This window comes from Dinoroseobacter sp. S375 (assembly GCF_049800775.1).
In the GTDB taxonomy this organism is placed as follows: Bacteria; Pseudomonadota; Alphaproteobacteria; order Rhodobacterales; family Rhodobacteraceae; genus Dinoroseobacter.
Window position 1 is genome coordinate 435,699 of record NZ_JBNAFR010000003.1, and the last position, 17,009, is coordinate 452,707.

At 66.3% G+C, this 17,009-nt stretch carries 16 protein-coding genes, 1 tRNA gene and 1 pseudogene; 9 read left to right on the plus strand and 9 right to left on the minus strand.

Features of this window, described 5'->3' with window-relative positions:
* Positions 1-4: 4 nt before the first annotated feature.
* Positions 5-1,027 carry an aspartate-semialdehyde dehydrogenase gene (locus ACP150_RS09950; RefSeq protein WP_424966454.1) on the plus strand — a complete coding sequence of 341 codons (1,023 nt, stop codon included), beginning with the start codon at positions 5-7 and terminating at the stop codon, positions 1,025-1,027.
* A gap of 91 nt (positions 1,028-1,118) precedes the next feature.
* On the opposite strand, the gene ACP150_RS09955 is transcribed toward ACP150_RS09950, so the two are convergent.
* The 3 genes from ACP150_RS09955 to ACP150_RS09965 all read right to left on the minus strand — a co-directional run bounded on the left by ACP150_RS09955 (position 1,119) and on the right by ACP150_RS09965 (position 3,221).
* Complete coding sequence (locus ACP150_RS09955) at positions 1,119-1,430, minus strand: P-II family nitrogen regulator (protein ID WP_424966455.1); 312 nt, start codon at positions 1,428-1,430, stop codon at positions 1,119-1,121.
* Positions 1,431-1,434: 4 nt separating this feature from the next.
* Positions 1,435-2,424 carry a sodium-dependent bicarbonate transport family permease gene (locus ACP150_RS09960; RefSeq protein ID WP_424966456.1) on the minus strand — a complete coding sequence of 330 codons (990 nt, stop codon included), beginning with the start codon at positions 2,422-2,424 and terminating at the stop codon, positions 1,435-1,437.
* Between the two features lie 146 nt (positions 2,425-2,570).
* Positions 2,571-3,221: a carbonic anhydrase gene (locus ACP150_RS09965; protein ID WP_424966457.1), complete on the minus strand. Its 651-nt coding sequence runs from the start codon at positions 3,219-3,221 to the stop codon at positions 2,571-2,573.
* Positions 3,222-3,366: 145 nt separating this feature from the next.
* Between ACP150_RS09965 and ACP150_RS09970 the strand changes: the two genes are divergently transcribed.
* The 3 genes from ACP150_RS09970 (at position 3,367) to ACP150_RS09980 (ending at position 6,218) form a co-directional block, all read left to right on the plus strand.
* Positions 3,367-3,789, plus strand: a complete 423-nt coding sequence (locus ACP150_RS09970; RefSeq protein ID WP_424966458.1) for a hypothetical protein — start codon at positions 3,367-3,369, stop codon at positions 3,787-3,789.
* A gap of 192 nt (positions 3,790-3,981) precedes the next feature.
* Complete coding sequence (locus ACP150_RS09975; RefSeq protein ID WP_424966459.1) at positions 3,982-5,373, plus strand: leucyl aminopeptidase family protein; 1,392 nt, start codon at positions 3,982-3,984, stop codon at positions 5,371-5,373.
* Positions 5,370-6,218, plus strand: a complete 849-nt coding sequence (locus ACP150_RS09980) for a C40 family peptidase (RefSeq protein ID WP_424966460.1) — start codon at positions 5,370-5,372, stop codon at positions 6,216-6,218. Before ACP150_RS09975 ends, ACP150_RS09980 begins: the two co-directional genes overlap by 4 nt.
* A gap of 10 nt (positions 6,219-6,228) precedes the next feature.
* Here the strand turns inward: ACP150_RS09980 and ACP150_RS09985 are convergent, their stop codons facing one another.
* Positions 6,229-6,576, minus strand: a complete 348-nt coding sequence (locus ACP150_RS09985) for a DUF2794 domain-containing protein (RefSeq protein WP_424966461.1) — start codon at positions 6,574-6,576, stop codon at positions 6,229-6,231.
* Positions 6,577-6,968: 392 nt separating this feature from the next.
* On the opposite strand from ACP150_RS09985, the gene paaI reads away from it, so the two are divergent.
* A complete protein-coding gene (gene paaI, locus ACP150_RS09990) occupies positions 6,969-7,409 on the plus strand; it encodes a hydroxyphenylacetyl-CoA thioesterase PaaI (protein WP_424966462.1) in 441 nt (146 codons plus the stop codon).
* Positions 7,410-7,523: 114 nt separating this feature from the next.
* Here the strand turns inward: paaI and ACP150_RS09995 are convergent, their stop codons facing one another.
* The 3 genes from ACP150_RS09995 to dapF all read right to left on the minus strand — a co-directional run bounded on the left by ACP150_RS09995 (position 7,524) and on the right by dapF (position 11,451).
* On the minus strand, positions 7,524-9,188 hold the full coding sequence (locus ACP150_RS09995; protein ID WP_424966463.1) for a Y-family DNA polymerase: 1,665 nt from the start codon (positions 9,186-9,188) through the stop codon (positions 7,524-7,526).
* 170 nt (positions 9,189-9,358) lie between these two features.
* On the minus strand, positions 9,359-10,612 hold the full coding sequence (gene mtaB / locus ACP150_RS10000; protein ID WP_424966464.1) for a tRNA (N(6)-L-threonylcarbamoyladenosine(37)-C(2))-methylthiotransferase MtaB: 1,254 nt from the start codon (positions 10,610-10,612) through the stop codon (positions 9,359-9,361).
* Positions 10,609-11,451, minus strand: coding sequence for a diaminopimelate epimerase (gene dapF / locus ACP150_RS10005; protein WP_424966465.1), 843 nt, complete (start codon positions 11,449-11,451; stop codon positions 10,609-10,611). Before dapF ends, mtaB begins: the two co-directional genes overlap by 4 nt.
* A 96-nt stretch (positions 11,452-11,547) precedes the next feature.
* Between dapF and ACP150_RS10010 the strand changes: the two genes are divergently transcribed.
* A tRNA-Lys gene (locus ACP150_RS10010) sits at positions 11,548-11,623 on the plus strand.
* A 289-nt stretch (positions 11,624-11,912) separates the two neighbouring features.
* Here ACP150_RS10010 and soxR read toward each other — a convergent pair.
* Entirely contained in the window at positions 11,913-12,359 is a 447-nt protein-coding gene (gene soxR / locus ACP150_RS10015; RefSeq protein ID WP_424966467.1) for a redox-sensitive transcriptional activator SoxR, read from the minus strand.
* A 109-nt stretch (positions 12,360-12,468) separates the two neighbouring features.
* Here soxR and ACP150_RS10020 point away from each other — a divergent pair, with 109 nt between their 5' ends.
* Positions 12,469-13,395, plus strand: a complete 927-nt coding sequence (locus tag ACP150_RS10020) for a DMT family transporter (protein WP_424966468.1) — start codon at positions 12,469-12,471, stop codon at positions 13,393-13,395.
* A pseudogene (locus ACP150_RS10025) lies at positions 13,388-14,701 on the plus strand (MATE family efflux transporter). The gene ACP150_RS10020 and the pseudogene ACP150_RS10025 overlap by 8 nt, the downstream one beginning before the upstream one ends.
* 104 nt (positions 14,702-14,805) lie before the next feature.
* On the opposite strand, the gene ACP150_RS10030 reads toward ACP150_RS10025, so the two are convergent.
* Complete coding sequence (locus ACP150_RS10030) at positions 14,806-15,915, minus strand: helix-turn-helix domain-containing protein (RefSeq protein ID WP_424966469.1); 1,110 nt, start codon at positions 15,913-15,915, stop codon at positions 14,806-14,808.
* 50 nt (positions 15,916-15,965) lie between these two features.
* Between ACP150_RS10030 and ACP150_RS10035 the strand changes: the two genes are divergently transcribed.
* A complete protein-coding gene (locus ACP150_RS10035) occupies positions 15,966-16,970 on the plus strand; it encodes an alpha/beta hydrolase family protein (protein WP_424966470.1) in 1,005 nt (334 codons plus the stop codon).
* Positions 16,971-17,009 lie beyond the last annotated feature (39 nt).

The following is a 17,009-nucleotide window of genomic DNA, read 5'->3' on the forward strand; positions in this document are numbered from 1 at the left end:
CAAAATGGGCTATAAAGTCGTCGTCGTTGGGGCCACGGGCAATGTGGGCCGCGAAATGCTGAACATCCTGGCCGAGCGCCAGTTCCCGGTGGACGAGATTGCCGTTCTGGCATCCCGCCGTTCCCTGGGGACGGAGGTGAGCTTTGGCGACACAACTTTGAAGACCCAGGATCTCGCCACGTTCGATTTCACCGGCTGGGACATGGCGCTCTTTGCCGTGGGGTCTGCGGCGACCAAGGACTATGCGCCCAAGGCCGCGGCGGTAGGCTGTGTCGTGATCGATAACAGCTCGCTCTATCGCTACGACCCGCAGATCCCGCTGGTCGTGCCGGAGGTGAACCCCGAGGCCGTAGAGCAATACGCCAACAAGAACATCATCGCGAACCCGAACTGTTCGACCGCGCAGATGGTGGTGGCGCTCAAGCCGCTCCATGACCGCGCGAAGATCAAGCGGGTGGTCGTGTCGACCTATCAATCCGTGTCCGGCGCGGGCAAGGAGGGGATGGACGAGCTCTGGGATCAGACCAAGGCTGTCTACAACCCGACCGATGATGTGAAGGTCAACAAGTTCCAAAAGCAGATCGCCTTCAACGTGATCCCGCATATCGACGTGTTCCTCGATGACGGCTCCACCAAAGAAGAGTGGAAGATGGTCGCCGAGACCAAGAAGATCGTTGATCCCAAGATCAAGGTGACCGCGACCTGTGTACGCGTGCCGGTCTTCGTCGGGCATTCCGAATCGATCAATATCGAGTTCGAAGAGTTCATCGACGAGGACGAGGTCCGCGATATCCTGCGCGAGGCCCCGGGCATCATGGTGGTCGATAAGCGCGAGGATGGCGGCTACACCACGCCCATCGAATGCGTGGGCGATTTCGCGACCTTCATCAGCCGGATCCGTCAGGACAGCACGATCGACAACGGCATCAACCTGTGGTGCGTGTCGGACAACCTGCGCAAAGGGGCGGCCCTGAACGCGGTCCAGATCGCCGAAACGCTGGGCAAGCGGGTCCTCAAGAAGGGCTAGGTTCGGCAGACCCAACCGGTGAACACGAAAAAGGCGCGGGCATCCCTGGATTCCTGCGCCTTTGCTGTGTTCGGGGTCGCCGTAGGGCGGGTCAGAACCGCTCCGCCCGCAGGACCTCGCAATCGCTGACCGTGACCACGCCGATATGGCGGTCCACGACCTTGAAAGCAGCGTCGAGCAGCGCGTCCAGCCGGTCCGGCCGAATGATGCAGACCACCTGGATCATGCCCCCCGCCCGGCTCACCTGACCTTCGCGGCTCCAGAGGCCCGAGCGCCCGGATCCGCCAAGCACCGGCAGGATCGAGAACCCGGTCACGCCCGCACCGGTCAGCGCGTCTGTCAGGCGCCGTTCCATCGGGGCCTCGATGATGATCGCGACCCGCTTGGCCTTGTGTGTTTCCATGTGATTACCCCCCAGAAAGCGCCGAGGCGACGGCGACGTAGATCGGGATACCAAGTGTCAGGTTGAACGGAAAGGTCACCCCGAGCGACAGCGTCAGATAGATCGACGGGTTCGCCTCGGGCAGGGCGACCCGCATGGCCGCCGGCACCGCGATATAGGAGGCCGAGGCCGCCAGCGTCGTGAAGAGCACCACGCCCCCGGTCGACAGACCCAGCAGCAACCCGGTGCACAGGCCGAGCGTCGCCCCCACCAGCGGCATGATCACACCGAAGGCAAAGACCGGGGCGGTCATCACACCGCGCGCCTGTCGCAGGCCCCGTCCGGCCACCAGCCCCATATCCAAGAGGAACAGGCAAAGCACCCCCTGGAAGGGCGAGATAATGAAGCTCGAGATCTGGGTCAGCCCGTCTTCCCCGGTGATCCAGCCGATCAGGAAGGACCCGACCAGCAGCACGATGGAGCCGTTGAGCAGGATCTCGCGCCAGAGCTCCGCATCCATTCGGTCATCCTCCCCGCTCCCGGCGGTCGCGCGGCTCACGAGCCAGAGCGCGGCGAGGATGGCTGGTGCCTCCATCACGGCGGCCACGGCAACCATGTAGCCTTCGGACGCGATCCCCTGACTGTTCAGGACCGAGGTCGCGGCGACAAAGGTCACAATCGAGATCGAACCGTAATGGGCGGCCACCGCTGCGGCGTCGAGAATGCTGAGCTTTGTCATGAAGCGCAGCAGGGCGAAGGCGATAAAGGGAATCGCGAAGGACAAAATGCCGCCCGCGATCAGGGCGAGAATCAGGGTCGTATCGAGCCCGTGCGCCGCCACAGCCGCGCCGCCCTTGAAGCCGATCGCAAAGAGCAGGTAGATCGACATCCCCTTGGCCACGGCCTCGGGAATGGTCAGATCCGAGCGGGCGAAGGCCGCCCCGAGACCCAGGGCAAAGCACAGGATGATCGGCGAGCCCAGATTGTTGATCGCCAATGCAAAGATATTGTCCATGGGCACCCCGTTTTCCTCGCCGCCTCGCTGCGCCGCAGCAGAATATCCGCGATGAGGAAAAGAGACCAGCGCAAACGGTGTGCGCCCGTCTCGCGGGGGGTATGGCGCGGCCCCCCGTCAGGCCGGGGCACCGCGTATGTCTTGGGTCAGACGGCTTTGAAGACGCCCGGCTCGCCGTGATAGGCGTAGAGCGTGCCCTCGCCGATATCGTTCCAGAGCCCGTGCAGGGTCAGCTCCTCGCGCTCCACCGCTTCGCGGATATAGGGGAAGCTCATCAGGTTCTCGAGCGAGATCACAACACCTTCTTTTTCAAGGCTTTCTGCCTGTGCGTTGTTCTCGGGGCTGGTGTTGATGCGGTCATAGCCGGGGCGCAGAATGTCGAGCCAGCGTCCGATGAAACTGTCGCCTTCATCCATCTCGGGCGCGTGGCCGCTGCACATGTCGATGCAGCCCCGCACGCCGCCGCAATCGGAATGGCCCATGACGATGACATGGGCGACCTTCAGGTGCTTGACCGCGTATTCGATGGCCGCCGAGGTGCCGTGGTGATCGCCCGAAGGTTGATAGGGTGGGACAAGATTGGCGATGTTGCGGTGGATGAAAATCTCGCCGCTATCGGCGCCGAAGATATTCGTCACATGCACGCGGCTGTCGCAACACGCCACCAGCATGGCACGTGGGCGCTGGCCTTCTTCGGCCAGGCGTCGGTACCAGTATTTGTTCTCGTCATAGGTCGTTGCACGCCAGCCGTGATAGCGCTGGGCGAGATATGAGGGCAGGGGTTTTGCTGCAATCATGGGGGGCCTCCGGGGATCGTCTGACCTCCCGCATAGCGCGAGTTTCACTAAAAAACGATGGAGTAAATTGGCGCGGGGCAACGGAGTGTTCACTTTGGCCCGTCAGTCTCTTGCCCGTGGTGGACGACGAAAGAACGAGGGTAAGATGCAACAGTCAAGCGCATCGACGCAGCATGAATTGAGCGGGGAACCGAACGTGGTTGTCCTCGCCCCGCAGGAACCTGTGGTCCTGGATCAGGATCGTGTGGTGGAACTTTTCGTGGATCTGGGCGAGATCGGTGCACAGAGCACGGTCTCTTCGACGCTCAGCGATATCCGCGACCGGGTCGGCCTGTTGCCGATCGAATACGCGCGGGGGACCTGGGAAGGGCTCGAGGGGTTGGCGCAGGAAGTGGCCGCGCTTGCCGCCTCCATCGGCTTTATCTCCTGTGAGACAGCGGCCCAGCACGTGGCGGTCTGCGCCAAGGCCCATAGTGCCAATGACATCCCGCCTGTGATTGCGCGGCTCGACCGGGTCTGCGCCATGCCGCGCCCCACGGCCTGGGGATCGCAGGGAATTTCCGGCTAGGGCCTGTGCGTCCCGGGCCAAGGGCGCGGGCCGGCCGAAGTCCCGTGCTCGGCAATTGAATTCACATCTTTCATGGCTGCCGCAGGCTTATGCCCGCCGCGGCCCGGTATTTTGCGCTCTGATCTTGCAGCTGGGCGCGGACCCTCTAGGCTTGCCCCTATTGGCCCGTCCCCGGACCCCAGAGAGGTGCCCATGTCCGCGTTCACTTGCGAATTCGCACCGGAAGGTGCGCCCACCCGGCCGATCCATGTGATCGAGGCTGCTGATCTCGACACGTGGAGCGCTGGCCGCCCGGAGCCCGAGCGTGCCTGGATCACCGCGCAGGGGTTCAAGGCCACGTTGGGCACGCATCTGGTGCTGCCCAATCCGGATGGCACCGCCGGTGATGTGGTCGCAGGCTATGGCAGCGCATCGGACCGGGCGCGCATGCGCTTTGCCCTCGGCCCGCTGGCCCTGTCCCTGCCTGCGGGTGACTACCATTTCGAAGGGCTGACCGACCCGCAGGCGCTGGCCGAAGAGACCCTGGGCTGGCTTCTGTCGGGCTACAGGTTCACGCGCTATGCCGGAAAGGCACCGACCCCGTCCCGCCTGCGCCCGTCCCCCGAGCTGGATGCCGCGCGGGTTCTGGCCATGGCCGAGGGCGAGGGGCTGACCCGCGACCTGATCAACACGCCGTCCAACGATATGGGGCCCGACGAGCTCGAAGCGGCGGCGCGCAGGCTCGCCGACACCCATGAGGCCACCTGCGAGGTGACCTTGGACGAGGATCTGCTCGGCGCCAATTTCCCCATGATCCACGCGGTGGGCCGCGCCTCGGCGCGCCGGCCCCGGCTCATCGATTTGCGTTGGGGCACCGAGGGGCCCGCGCTGACGCTTGTGGGCAAGGGGGTCTGCTTTGACACCGGCGGGCTGAACCTCAAGCCTGGCGGATCCATGGCCCTGATGAAGAAGGACATGGGGGGCTCGGCCACGGTGCTGGGGCTCGCGCATATGATCATGGCGCTGGGTCTGCCCCTGCGGCTGCGGGTCCTGATCCCGGCGGTGGAGAACGCGGTGTCCGGCACTGCCTTTCGGCCCGGCGATGTCCTGACCTCACGCAAGGGACTTTCGGTGGAGATCAACAACACGGATGCCGAGGGGCGTCTCGTGCTGGCCGATGCGCTCGCGCTGGCGGATGAGGAGGCCCCGAACCTGATCCTGTCCATGGCGACACTGACCGGCGCGGCCCGGGTGGCGGTGGGCCCTGATCTGGCGCCGTTCTATGCGACGGCCCCGGAACAGGCGGCAGCGCTGCAGGAGGCTGCGGGGCGTGTGGCCGATCCGGTCTGGCAACTGCCTTTCCATGCGCCCTATGAGAAGATGATCGAACCGGGCATCGCCGATCTCGACAACGCGCCGGCCGGGGGTTTTGCCGGGTCGATCACCGCTGCCCTTTTCCTGCGCCGCTTCGTGGAGGCGACGCCCTATATCCATTTCGACATCTATGGCTGGCAGCCCAGCGCTGCACCGGCCCGCCCCAAGGGCGGCGTGGGACAGGGCGCGCGCGCCGTGCTCGAGGCCCTGCCGGAGCTTCTGGGCCTATGACCGTGGCAGAGGCACCCGACACCCTGGACCGTCGCCGCACAGGCTTTGACGGCGAGACCGCGCTCGAGACCCTGCGCGGTCAGGTCGACGCCGCCCGCTTCGTGCCCGGGCGTCCCGCCCGTGTGACCGTGCCCGAGACCCCCCTGACCCGCAGGCCGACCGGGGGCGCGGACAAGGCGCTGCTCTTTGGCGAGCCGGTAACCGTGATCTCCGAGAGCGCGGAGCATGCCTTCGTGCAGTCCGGTTGGGATGGCTATGTGGGCTATGTGACGCCCGACGCGCTTGGGGGCGCGGCCGAGACCACGCACCATCTGGTGGCGCGCGCCAGCCATCTCTATTCCGAGCCTCATTTCAAATCCCGGCCGCTGCAGACCCTGTCTCTGGGCAGTGCCCTGGCTGGGGCCCGCATCTGCGACGGGTTTCTCGAAACCCCGGACGGGTTCGTCCCGGTGCAGCATGTTGCCGAGCGCGATATACCCAAACCGATCCTCGAGACTGCTCTGAGCCTTGTGGACACGCCCTATCTCTGGGCCGGGAACAGTGCGGCGGGGACCGATTGCTCGGGCCTTGTGCAGCTGGCCTTCCGTCTGGCGGGGCATGCCTGCCCCCGCGACAGTGACCAGCAGGCTGCCGAGATCGGGGTCGGTCTGCCGGAGGGGGCGGCGCTGCAGGCCGAAGACGTGATCTGCTGGCACGGCCATGTGGGTTTGATGCTCGATGCGGATCGGTTGCTCCATGCCAATATCCACCATATGGCCGTCGCGGTCGAACCGCTTGCGGCGGCGCTCAAGCGCATCAGTGCCTATGAATACGGGGAAGTGACGACCATCCGCCGCCTCGCGTGACGCGGCGCGCCTAGTCGACGGCGCGGATCAGCTTTTTTTCCAGAACGCGGAGCACGGTCTTCAACTCGTGCCCCCGTTTCAGGATCTGCCCATCCATGCCGATCACCGCATAGGATCCCTGCTTCTGGGCCAGTTTCGGGCGCTTCTCGATCCGGTAGAGCGGATGTTCCGCGGTGCGCCGGAACACCGAGAAGACGGCGACATGACGTTGGCAGGAAATTCCGTAATCCCGCCATTCTCCCGCCGCCACCATGCGTCCATAGAGCGACAGGATCACCCCCAGCTCGCGCCGGTCGAATGCGACCTGCTCCGGGATGGGGTCGGGTTTGCGGAACGGGATCGGGGTTTGAATGACCATGTCCCGGATGGTGAGCCGGAACGCACCGCAAATCAAGGGCGGTTGCACGGGGCCTGGCCTCATTCTCGCCGCGAAATCACCTCAGTGCTTCCTCACACCGCCCGCACCCGCGCCATCTGCACCAGCGATAGTCAATGCATCGAGAGTGGTGACGCTCTTGTCCCTCGGAGTAGGCGATCGTCATTGCCCCCACCCAGATTACCACTCCGGGGGGACTGAATACTCCAGACGCCCCGTCCTCACAGGCGGGGCGTTTTCCCGTGCGGAGGGGCGGTGTGGCCGTGCGGAGGGGCGGTGTGGCCGTGCGGAGGGGCGGTGTGGCCGCGCGGGGTTGCGCGGCATGGATGGGTCGGATCACATGGTCGGGTCGAGACGCGATCTGGAGGGCCGAGATGGATCCGCAAACCCTTGCCGAGGCGAGCGCCGCCGCGATGTTGGACGAGGATGCCGCGAGCCGGGGCATGGGCATCGCGCTGGTGCAGGTGCGCCCGGGGGCGGCGCGTTGCCACCTCATGGTGCGGGCTGACCACCTGAACGGACACGGGATCTGCCACGGAGGCGTGATTTTCACCCTGGCGGATACGGCCTTCGCTGTGGCCTGTAACAGCTACAATCAGCGGGTGGTGGCGCAGCATAACAGCATTTCCTACCTCGCGCCGGCGCGGTCGGGGGAGGAACTGATCGCCGAAGCGGTGGAGGTATCGCGCAGCGGGCGCTCGGGGATCTATGACGTGACGGTGACCCAGGGGGAGACTGTGGTCGCGGTCTTTCGCGGTGCGTCGCGACAGGTGCAGGGCCAGCATGTGCCCGCGGAAGCAGCGCAGAGCCGATAGCGGCTCTGAGCTTGGGTCTTCCGCGGGGATCTCACCATCCCGCCGGTCGGCCATCCCCGCGGGGCAGGGGCAGGCTGTCTTGCTTTCTCTCAGGGTCTCCCCGCACCCTCTCTTTCACGCGAAGCGCCCCTGACAGAACCAGCCCGAAGACAGTCCCGCCCCATGGGCATAATACAGCCACAGCCGCTGGCCCACCGACGTCTCCACCCGCCAGTAATCCCGCACGCCGCTGCGCCAATTGGGATCATCCAGCCACCATTCCGGCGCCAGCCGCTCCGGCCCGCAGGCATTGTCCAGCTTGAAATCCTGCCCCCGCCAGCGAAACCGCGTGGGGGGGATCGCCTGATCCGGGGCCTGTACCGGTTCGGGCCGGAACAGGGTCAAGGGCCGCGGCGCATGCATCTGCGGCCAGTCCCCCGCATGGGGCGCACTCCAGGCGGCGGCCTGAATGCTGGCGGTCTTTTCCGGAATATGGCTGTCCGCCGGATGCCAGCGGGTGATCGCCTCCAGCCCGATCCGCGCCCCCAGCGTACCGATCAGATCATCCAGAGCGGTGCTGTCCTGCGCGCTCTGTGCGCCGCGCGCGGCCTCCACATGCCCGCTATGCTGTACCGCATGCACGGGCTCGGTCTGCACCGCCTCCAGGCGGATCACATCGATGCCGAACCCCGCATCGGCCTCATCCAGCTTGCGAAACAACAAGGGCCGCAACCGCGCCGGATCCGCCGAGGGCCGCGCCAGCCCCAGATCGAAGCTCTGGCGCGTGTGATCGCAGCGCAGCAGCTCCAGACGGATCCGCCGCGCCCCGCGCCCGGCCTTGGCCAGGCGCGCGCCCAGCGGCGGCAGCAAGCGGTCGATCCCGGCCTCCAGATCCTCGCGCAACCCGATAGGCTCCGGCAGGGTCAGCCGCACGGCACAGACCAGATCCGGCGCTGCGGGCGAAACCGGCTCCGGCTCCCGCCCCAGAGCCTGATCGAGCCGCCGACCGACCTCCAGCCCAAAGCGTCGGGCCAGGGCAGCCCGTGGCAACCCGGCCAGATCGTCGATCCGGCGCAACCCGACCCGGGACAACCCGTCCAGAGTATCGGCGGGCAGGCGCAGGGCGGCCACGGGCAGGGGCGCCAGAGCCTGCCGGGTCTGGCCCGGCGGGGCAATGCGCTCCACCGGGATGGTGGAGAGGGCCCGCCCCGCCTGCGGAGCATCCCCGCCCCGCGTCCAATGGCGCCGCTTGCGCGCGCGCGACCGCGTGGCCCGCGCCTCCTGATCGATGGCATCGCCGCTGCGCATGGATCCGGCCCGCGCCCCGGCGTAATGGGCCAGCGCCCAGGCCGCGCCCACCGTATCTGCCAGCCCGATCCGCAGACTCAGCCCCATATCGGCGCAATCCTGATCCAGCAGGGCGACCACCCCGGCCTCTCCCCCGAACAGATGGGCACAGCCCGACAGGTCGATCACCAGCGTGTTGTCCTCCTGGGCCGCGACCCAGGGCGATACCTTGCCCGCCCAGCGGCGCAGGGCATCGAGAAACCCGGCCTCGCCCACCGGATCGGCCGCCCGGGTCACCAGCCCGGGACAGATCGCCTGGGCATCCCGCAGGGCCTGCCCGACCTGCAACCCTTCCCCGCTCGCCCCCGCAGAGAGGGAGGCCAGCACCTGCGCCGCCCCACGGGTCGCGACGGTCGCAAAGGGTCCGGGCTCCGCCAGACGGAGATGGCGGAGGGCACGTTCGGCCCCCAGACGGGGAAACCACAGGGCAAGAATACGGCGTGGGGACGGCATGGGCAGCTCATATCGTTCTCACTTTGTTCTCATCTTAGGGCGAGTCGCGGCCAGAGTCGATCCACCCGCGCACCCAACGGCCCGATGCGCCACGCCCCAACTTAAGTCTGAAAATATCCCCGCCGGAGGCTCCCAGCCGTGCCGCCCGCACGTCGGCCCGGATCAGATCGCTAGGCGGCCAGTTGGCGCCCGGCCACCCCGTGGATCCTGGCAGAGACGATCTGCCCCTCAGGCTGATCCTCCGAGAACTGCACCTCGGTGAACTGCTCGGTGCGGCCCATGCGCGGGTTCTCCAGCAGGACCTGATGGGTCCGCCCCACCTGTGCGGCCAGATGCTCTGCCACCTGAGCGTCGCCTGCCTTGCGCAGTTCGGCCGCCCGGGCCTTGATGACCGGCCCCGCCACTGCAGGCATCCGCGCCGCCGGCGTGCCGGGACGGGGCGAATAGGGAAACACATGCAACCAGGTCAGATGGCAGTCGCGCACCAGGCGCAGGGAATTGGCGAACATCGCGTCGGTCTCGGTCGGGAACCCGGCGATGATATCCGCGCCAAAGGTCATCTCGGGCCGCAGCCGCAACGCGTCTTCGCAGAAGGCGATCGCGTCATCGCGCAGATGCCGCCGCTTCATCCGCTTGAGGATCATGTCATCCCCGGCCTGCAGGCTGAGATGCAGATGGGGCATCAGCCGCGTCTCGGTGGCGATGGCCAGCATCAGGTTCTCATCCGCCTCGATGCTGTCGATCGAACTGATCCGCAGCCGGGGCAGATCCGGCACCAGCCGCAGGATCCGCATGACCAGATCCCCCAGACGCGGCGCCCCGGGCAGATCCGCCCCCCAACTTGTCAGGTCCACACCGGTCAGAACCACCTCATTATAGCCCCGATCCACCAGCCGCTTGATCTGGTCGACCACCACGCCCGCGGGCACTGAGCGCGAATTGCCCCGGCCATAGGGAATGATGCAGAACGTACAGCGATGATCGCAGCCATTCTGGACCTGAACATAGGCGCGACTGCGCGTGCCGAACCCGTCGATCAGATGCCCGGCAGTTTCGGTGACCGACATGATGTCATCCACGCGCACGGCTTCGGTCTCGCCGATCAGATCCGGCGCAAGCCCGGCCCAGGTCTCTGCCTGCATCTTCTCGGTATTGCCGATCACATGGGTGACCTCGGGCATGGCGGCAAAGGTCTCGGGCTCGGTCTGTGCCGCGCAGCCCGTCACGATCAGCGGCGCATCGGGGTTTTCCCGGCGCAGCTTGCGGATCTCCTGCCGCGCCTTGCGCACGGCTTCGGAGGTCACGGCGCAGGTGTTGACCACCAACGCATCGCGCACCCCGGCAGCCTCTGCCAGCTCTTTCATGGCCTCGGTCTCATAGGCGTTGAGCCGACAGCCCAGGGTGGTGAACCGCGGCGCACTCATAGGGCGGCCATGAATTGCGGGGTCAGAACCCCCGAGAACACGGTCATGGTGGGGCCGGTCATCCAGACCCCATCCTCGCGCCAGTCGATCCAGAGCGTCCCGCCATCGAGATCGATCCGCGTCTTGCGCCCGGTCAGGCCCCGCCGGGCGGCCGCCACGCCGGTCGCGCAAGAGGAGGACCCCGAAGCCAGCGTGATCCCCACGCCCCGTTCCCAGACCCGCATCCGCAAATGGTCGGGGCCGATCACCTGCGCGACCTGCACATTGGTGCGCTCCGGGTAGAGCGGATGATGCTCATAGCGGGGTCCGAAGGTCTCCAGCGGGATCGCCTCGGCATCCTCGACAAAGAAGGTGCAATGCGGATTGCCCATGCCCGTGGCCACGGGCGCGCCCTCGATGGGCAGCTCCAGCGTGTCCATCGCCTCGGCCAGCGGGATCTCGGACCAGAGGGTCTGGGGCTGGCCCATGTTGACCCGGGTCTGGCCGCCACCGGCCTCTTCGGCCAGCAAAAGCCCCCGGTCCGTCGACAGCCGCAACGCGCTGGCCCCGGTCTCGTCCAGCATCATCCGCGCGATGCAGCGCGTGGCATTCCCGCAGGCCGCCGAGGTCGAGCCATCGGCATTGTAGAAGGTCAGATGCGCATCCACGCCCTCGCCCGGGGTCACGACCGCAAGCTGGTCAAACCCGACCCCACGATGGCGATCGGCCAGCGCTGCCACCAGTGCCGCCGGCACGGCATGGCCCTGGGCACGACTGTCGATGACGACAAAGTCGTTGCCGAGCCCATGCATCTTGTAGAAGGGCAAAGAGGTCTGATCCTGCGTGGTCATGGCGGCCATATACGCGCGAACTGCGACATAATCCAGAAGGCGCAGAAAACTCTACATTCCACCCTTGACCCCTCCGGGCCCGATGGCTAAACGGGCCGCCAGAGTGGGCCGTTAGCTCAGTTGGTAGAGCAACTGACTTTTAATCAGTGGGTCGCAGGTTCGAATCCTGCACGGCTCACCACTGTTTCCAAAGAATGAGAGTCGCAGGCCTCGGGGTTTCGCGCTTGCGTGCCGGGTCAGAAACGCTGGCGTGTCACCGGCTGCGACCAGAGGGCAGCGTGTTGCGTGCCAAGGGGACGGGCAAGGCGGCGCGCGTCAATGCGCTCGCGAGACCGGCTGGTAAAGGGGTATGATCGGGCGTCTCGGGTCCCGAACCAGCCCAGTCTTGTGCCGACAGGCCATGGGCGCGGCAATGCCGGGGATGTCAGGCTTCCACATATCGGCGCACTGGGCTGCGATCGCCTTTGATCTCAGCTCGACATGTCCGGAATGTAGCGGGCCCCGGGGCCTTCCTTGCCCAGCCTATCATCGGGATTGGCCAGCGCGCAGCGCTCGACGCTCAGGCAGCCGCAGCCGATGCAGATGGCCATTTTGTCCCGCAGCGCCGTCAGGGTTTCGATGCGTCGGGTGAGGTCGTCATGCCAGATATCGGCAAGACGTGCCCATTCCGCCGTGTTCGGCACGGTGTCCATGGGCAGATGCGACAAGGCCTTCTCGATCTCGGCCAGTGTGAGCCCCGCGCGCTGGGCGACTTTCACGATGGTCACCCGGCGCAACAGTTCGCGGCGGTAGATCCGGTGGTTTGCCGCATTCCGCTCCGACGCGATCAGACCCTTGCGTTCGTAAAAATGCAGGGTCGAGATCGGCACCCCGCTGCGGTGGCTCAGCTGTCCGATACTCAGATACGTCGCCGGCATGGCATCTCTTCCCAATTCATTGCTTGACCTCAACCAAGGTTGAGGCCGTATCCGAGGGCGAGTCAAGCAATCCAAAGTGCCGAAACCGGCCATATGGGCGAGGGTGGGCATGGTACTGCAAACGGGTCTTCTCTTTGTTCTCGGGCTCCTCTGGAGCCTCCGGTTGTCGGCCATCAAGGCGGCGGGCATGTCTGGCATTCCGGTGCATGTGGTCGTGACCCTCTCGGCTCTTGGCATAGCCCTGTTCTTCACGGGAGTGGCCCTGTTGCGTCGCGACTGGCCGCCGCTGGATCGCGGAACGCTCGGGTTTTACGGACTGAGTGGGCTGCTCGGCTTTCTCGCGCCCCTTGTCCTGGAAACGGCGGTTGGCCCGCACCTGCCAGTGTTTGTCTTCGTCGTCATCATCGCAACGATGCCCCTTTTCACCTTCGGTCTGGCGGCGCTTGTCGGACGCGAGAGGATGCGGGCCGGGCCCCTGATGGCCATCGCGCTCGGCTTTGTCGGCGCGGTGGCGATCCTGTGGGATGTCTCGCGCGGATCTTCTGTCGGCGCAACGCGGGGCGGATGGATCCTGGCAGCGTTCGGGGTGCCGCTCCTTTATGCGCTGAACACGGTGTTTGTCGCCACGCGTTGGCCGCGCCATGCAAGCCCGGTCAATGTCGCCCAGGCTCAGGCTCTGATCGTGGCTTTGGCGGCACTGATGGGGAGTGTTGCCGCAGGTACGACCGGCGCCTGGACCCTGGCGGGGCTGAACGCTCCGGCGCTGCTTCTCATCGTGATCGGCGAGGGCCTCGCGCTTGTGGTCTATCTCAGGATCACGCGAGATTACGGGGCCACCTACGTCTCCTTTGCCAATTACGCATCCATCGGTTTCGCGGCGGTCTTCGGGGCCGTGTGGTTCGGGGACCACCTGTCCGGGCTGACGGGGCTTGCTGCTTTGGCGATCATCGGATCCATCATTCTCTACCAGCGGCAGACCCGAGGGCCGGACAGCTCGGACCGCCCCGTGGCCGAGCGCGGGCGCTCCGATGGATAATCAAGCGCATCCCGACCCGGCAGAGGTCATCCGGGCGTGGCGAGAGAACCGCTGGCACCTCCTGTCTCAGGGCGCGCGGCAGGCCCGGTCCCGTGACTTCGTGCGCCTGTTTCTCTGGACCGCCCTGCCGATCACCGCGCAGGCGCTCATGGCGTCGTCCCGCACGGTCTTTGATGTGTTCATGACCTCCAGCCTTGGCGCCGAGGAGGTCGCGGTCGTGGGCTATGGCAGCCGGATCGTGTTTATCCTGATCCTGCTGGTGCTGGGGATTTGCAACGCGCGGGCGTAGTCATCGCGCAGTTCCACGGAGGCGGCGCGCGCGCGGGCCAAACACGCGGTCGGGACCACCATGCTGTTGTCCTTCGCGATCTCGCTTTTGGGCCTTGGCCTGATCATCCTGCTGTCCGGGACGCTTGCGCTCTGGTCGAGCGATGATCCCGCGCTCCAGAGGCTGACGCTGGACTATCTGCTGCCCGCCAGCGCCATGGTGCTCCCTTTCTCGGTCGGATTTGCCATCGCGGTGGGGCTGCGCAGCATCGGGCGGCCCGGTCTGGCAACCTGGGCGTCGGTCATCGGTCTGATCAGCAATGTCGTGCTGAACTATGCGCTGATCTTCGGCAATCTGGGCGCGCCCGCCCTTGGCGTGAGGGGGGCGGCCTATGCCTCGGCGCTGAGTTTCGTGATCGAGGCTGGGGTGGTCGCGGTCTGTGCGGTGCGGTTCTACGACCGCCACCTTTTCGCGCCGCGCAGGATCGCCGCCTACCTGAACAGGGACACGGTGCGGAAAATCCTGCGCATCGGGGTGCCGATTGCGCTTGGCTCTGCGGTCTGGGCCATCGGTATCTTCGTCTACAGCATCGTCTCCGCCATGGCGGGCACCGTGCCGCTGGCGGTGCTCGCGCTTGTGCTCTGGACCGCAATGGCGTCGCTCGCGATGAGCCTGCTGTTACTGGCCCTGACGCCAGCGCTTCTGACGCTCTATGCCGGTGCCGGGCCCGACGTCCTGAACGTGGCAGAGAGCGTGTTCACGGTGCTGGCGGCGGTCCTGATGTTCCGGGCGCTCAACGTCACGATGGTGGTGGGGATCCTGCGCGCTGGCGGCGACACGACCTCGCCCATCCTCATGGATCTGGCGGCGCAATGGTTTGTCGCGATCCCGCTCTCCTATGCTTGCGTCGTGGTGTTCGCGCTGCCCTTCCCATGGGTGTTCCTCGCCTTCAACAGCGAGGAAATTGCGCGACAGGCGATGGCTCTGGTCCGACTGCGCCAGTTCAAATGGCTGGCGCAAATCAGACCGAATCGATAGCGCAACGACCGGGTCCACGCGCCGGGCAGGCGGTCTCAACCTCTGCGCTGGGGCCGCTGTCGGCTGGTCTGGCCACCCCCGGCGAAACCTGGGATGCGACCCGCTCAGGGCGGCGTGCCGACCTGTGCGATCGGCGTGACCTTTGCATCCTCCCGGGCCCGGACGCGCCACTGACTGGGCGCCAGGCCGGTTTCCCGCAGGAACGCCCGGTTGAAATTCGACTTGGTGTTGAAACCGCTGTCCAGCATCGCCTCGGTGACGCTCGCCCCGGCGTCGATCAACGTGCAGGCATGCCGGATGCGCCATGAATTGATGTAGCGCGACACGTTGTTCCCGGTGGCCCGGTTGACCGCCGTGGACAAGCGCTTTTCCGGCAGATGCAGGCGGCGGGCGAGGCGGGCCAGCGTCAGGTTGGGGTCGAGATGCAACGGTTCCCGCCGAAGGAAGGCCTCCAGACGTGCGACAATCTCCACATCTTCCTGCTGGGTTTCGCGGGGGGGCGCTGCCGCGTCGGGCGCGGCGTCCCGCTCTGGGCCCTCCGCACCAGCGGCGGAGGGGCTGCCGCTGAGCATGCCCACAAAGAGCAGCACAAGAGAGTAGGACGCCGTGATCATCCAGCCCGCCCAGCCCGCATGGCCGGTCGCGAAGGCGATGGCGATCAACACATCGCTGATCGCCGATACGTTCAGCGCCCAGCCGAGGACCTGCCAGATCACCGCTGGAACGCGCTCGGCCTCGAGGCGCGCAAGGGGCATATCCGAGGTGCCACGCAGCTGGGCGAGTATCGCGATGCCGTAGCCTGCGAAGACGAGCGGCACCACGACGTCTGTGGTCTCGGGCGCGAAGACGCGGCAGAACAGGGTGAAGGCGGGCGCCGCCCCGTGAAACGCCATGGCGCGCGGCGAGAGGCGGCGAACCAGCGCATCCTGAAACGTGATCCAGGCCAGCGGCGGAATGAGGGTCGCACTGACTGGCAGGATCGGGCGCAAGACATCCAGACCATACCCCCCGACCAGGGTGACGAGACCGGATTGCACAGCGCAAGCCGCCAGAAAGGCCACCAGCAGAGGGCGCCTCCCGGACAGGAAGGAGCGCAGGGCAAGATAGCCAAGCACGAGGGCCACGAAAGCAGGGATCGGAAGCATGGGCATCTGGCGAGTATTGTCCGAAATCCCGATCGTGACGACCTGAATCCCGAAAACAGGACGCGGCAAGACGCATTTTCCAGCACCCGTTCCCCCAGCGTTCAAAAACGGAGGTTCCCATGAAACGCCTTGCTCTTCTTTCCCTGATGGCGGTGTCCCAGGCCGTTCCCGCAGCGGCAGACATGCTGCCCGGCTATGACCGGTTCGACCTGAGGGCCGACCATCGGGCGCGGCCCATCGCCGCCTCGATCTGGTATCCGGCAGCCGCCCCCACCTATCGCGCCCCGGTCGGCGATGGCCCGGTCTTTGACCCGAGCTTTGCCTATGTCGGTCCCGCGGTTGCCGAAGGTGCGCATCCGCTCGTGCTGCTGTCCCATGGGTCGGGCGGCAATGCCGATAGCCTCGGATGGCTCTCCAGCGGGCTGGTGGCGCAGGGCGCGATGGTCCTTGCGGTCGATCATCCCGGGTCCACCAGCGGGGACAGCTCACCGCGACGTTCGGTGGATCTCGGGGCGCGGGCGCAGGACCTGTCGGCCGCGCTTGACATGGTGCTTGCCGACCCGTCTTTTGCGCGCTTCGTGGATCGCGACCGGGTCTCTGTGGTCGGGTTCTCTCTGGGGGGGACGACGGCGCTGGGCATGGCAGGCGTGCGCTTTGACGGTGCGGTTCAGGATGCAAACTGCGCGACGGGCCCGGAGGCCGCGGATTGCGTGTTCTTCTGCCTTGGGGGCGTCCGGTTCGCGGATCATCCCGGATATGAGGCCGATGCGCGTGATGCCCGGATCACCCGGTCCGTGGCCATTGATCCCGGCTTTGGCGGGTCGGCTGACCCCCAGAGCCTGGCAGAGGCGCTGGCGGGGATCACGCTGATCAATCTCGGTGATGCTGACCGTCTTGGCGCCGCCGATGTCGGGCCCGGTGGCAACGCTCTGGCGCAGCGCCTTCCGGAGACGACCTATGTCGAGCTCGCACCGGCCAACCATTTCACCTTTCTGGGCACCTGCAAACCGGGGGCGGTTGCCCTGCTGGAGGAAGAAAGGATGACCCGATCTGCACTGATCCCGAAGGCGTGGATCGCGCAGCCATCCATGATCAACTGGTCGCGGCCATCGCGGCGGGCCTGAACCTTTGAGGGGCGTCGGGCACGCGGTCCGAACCTCGCG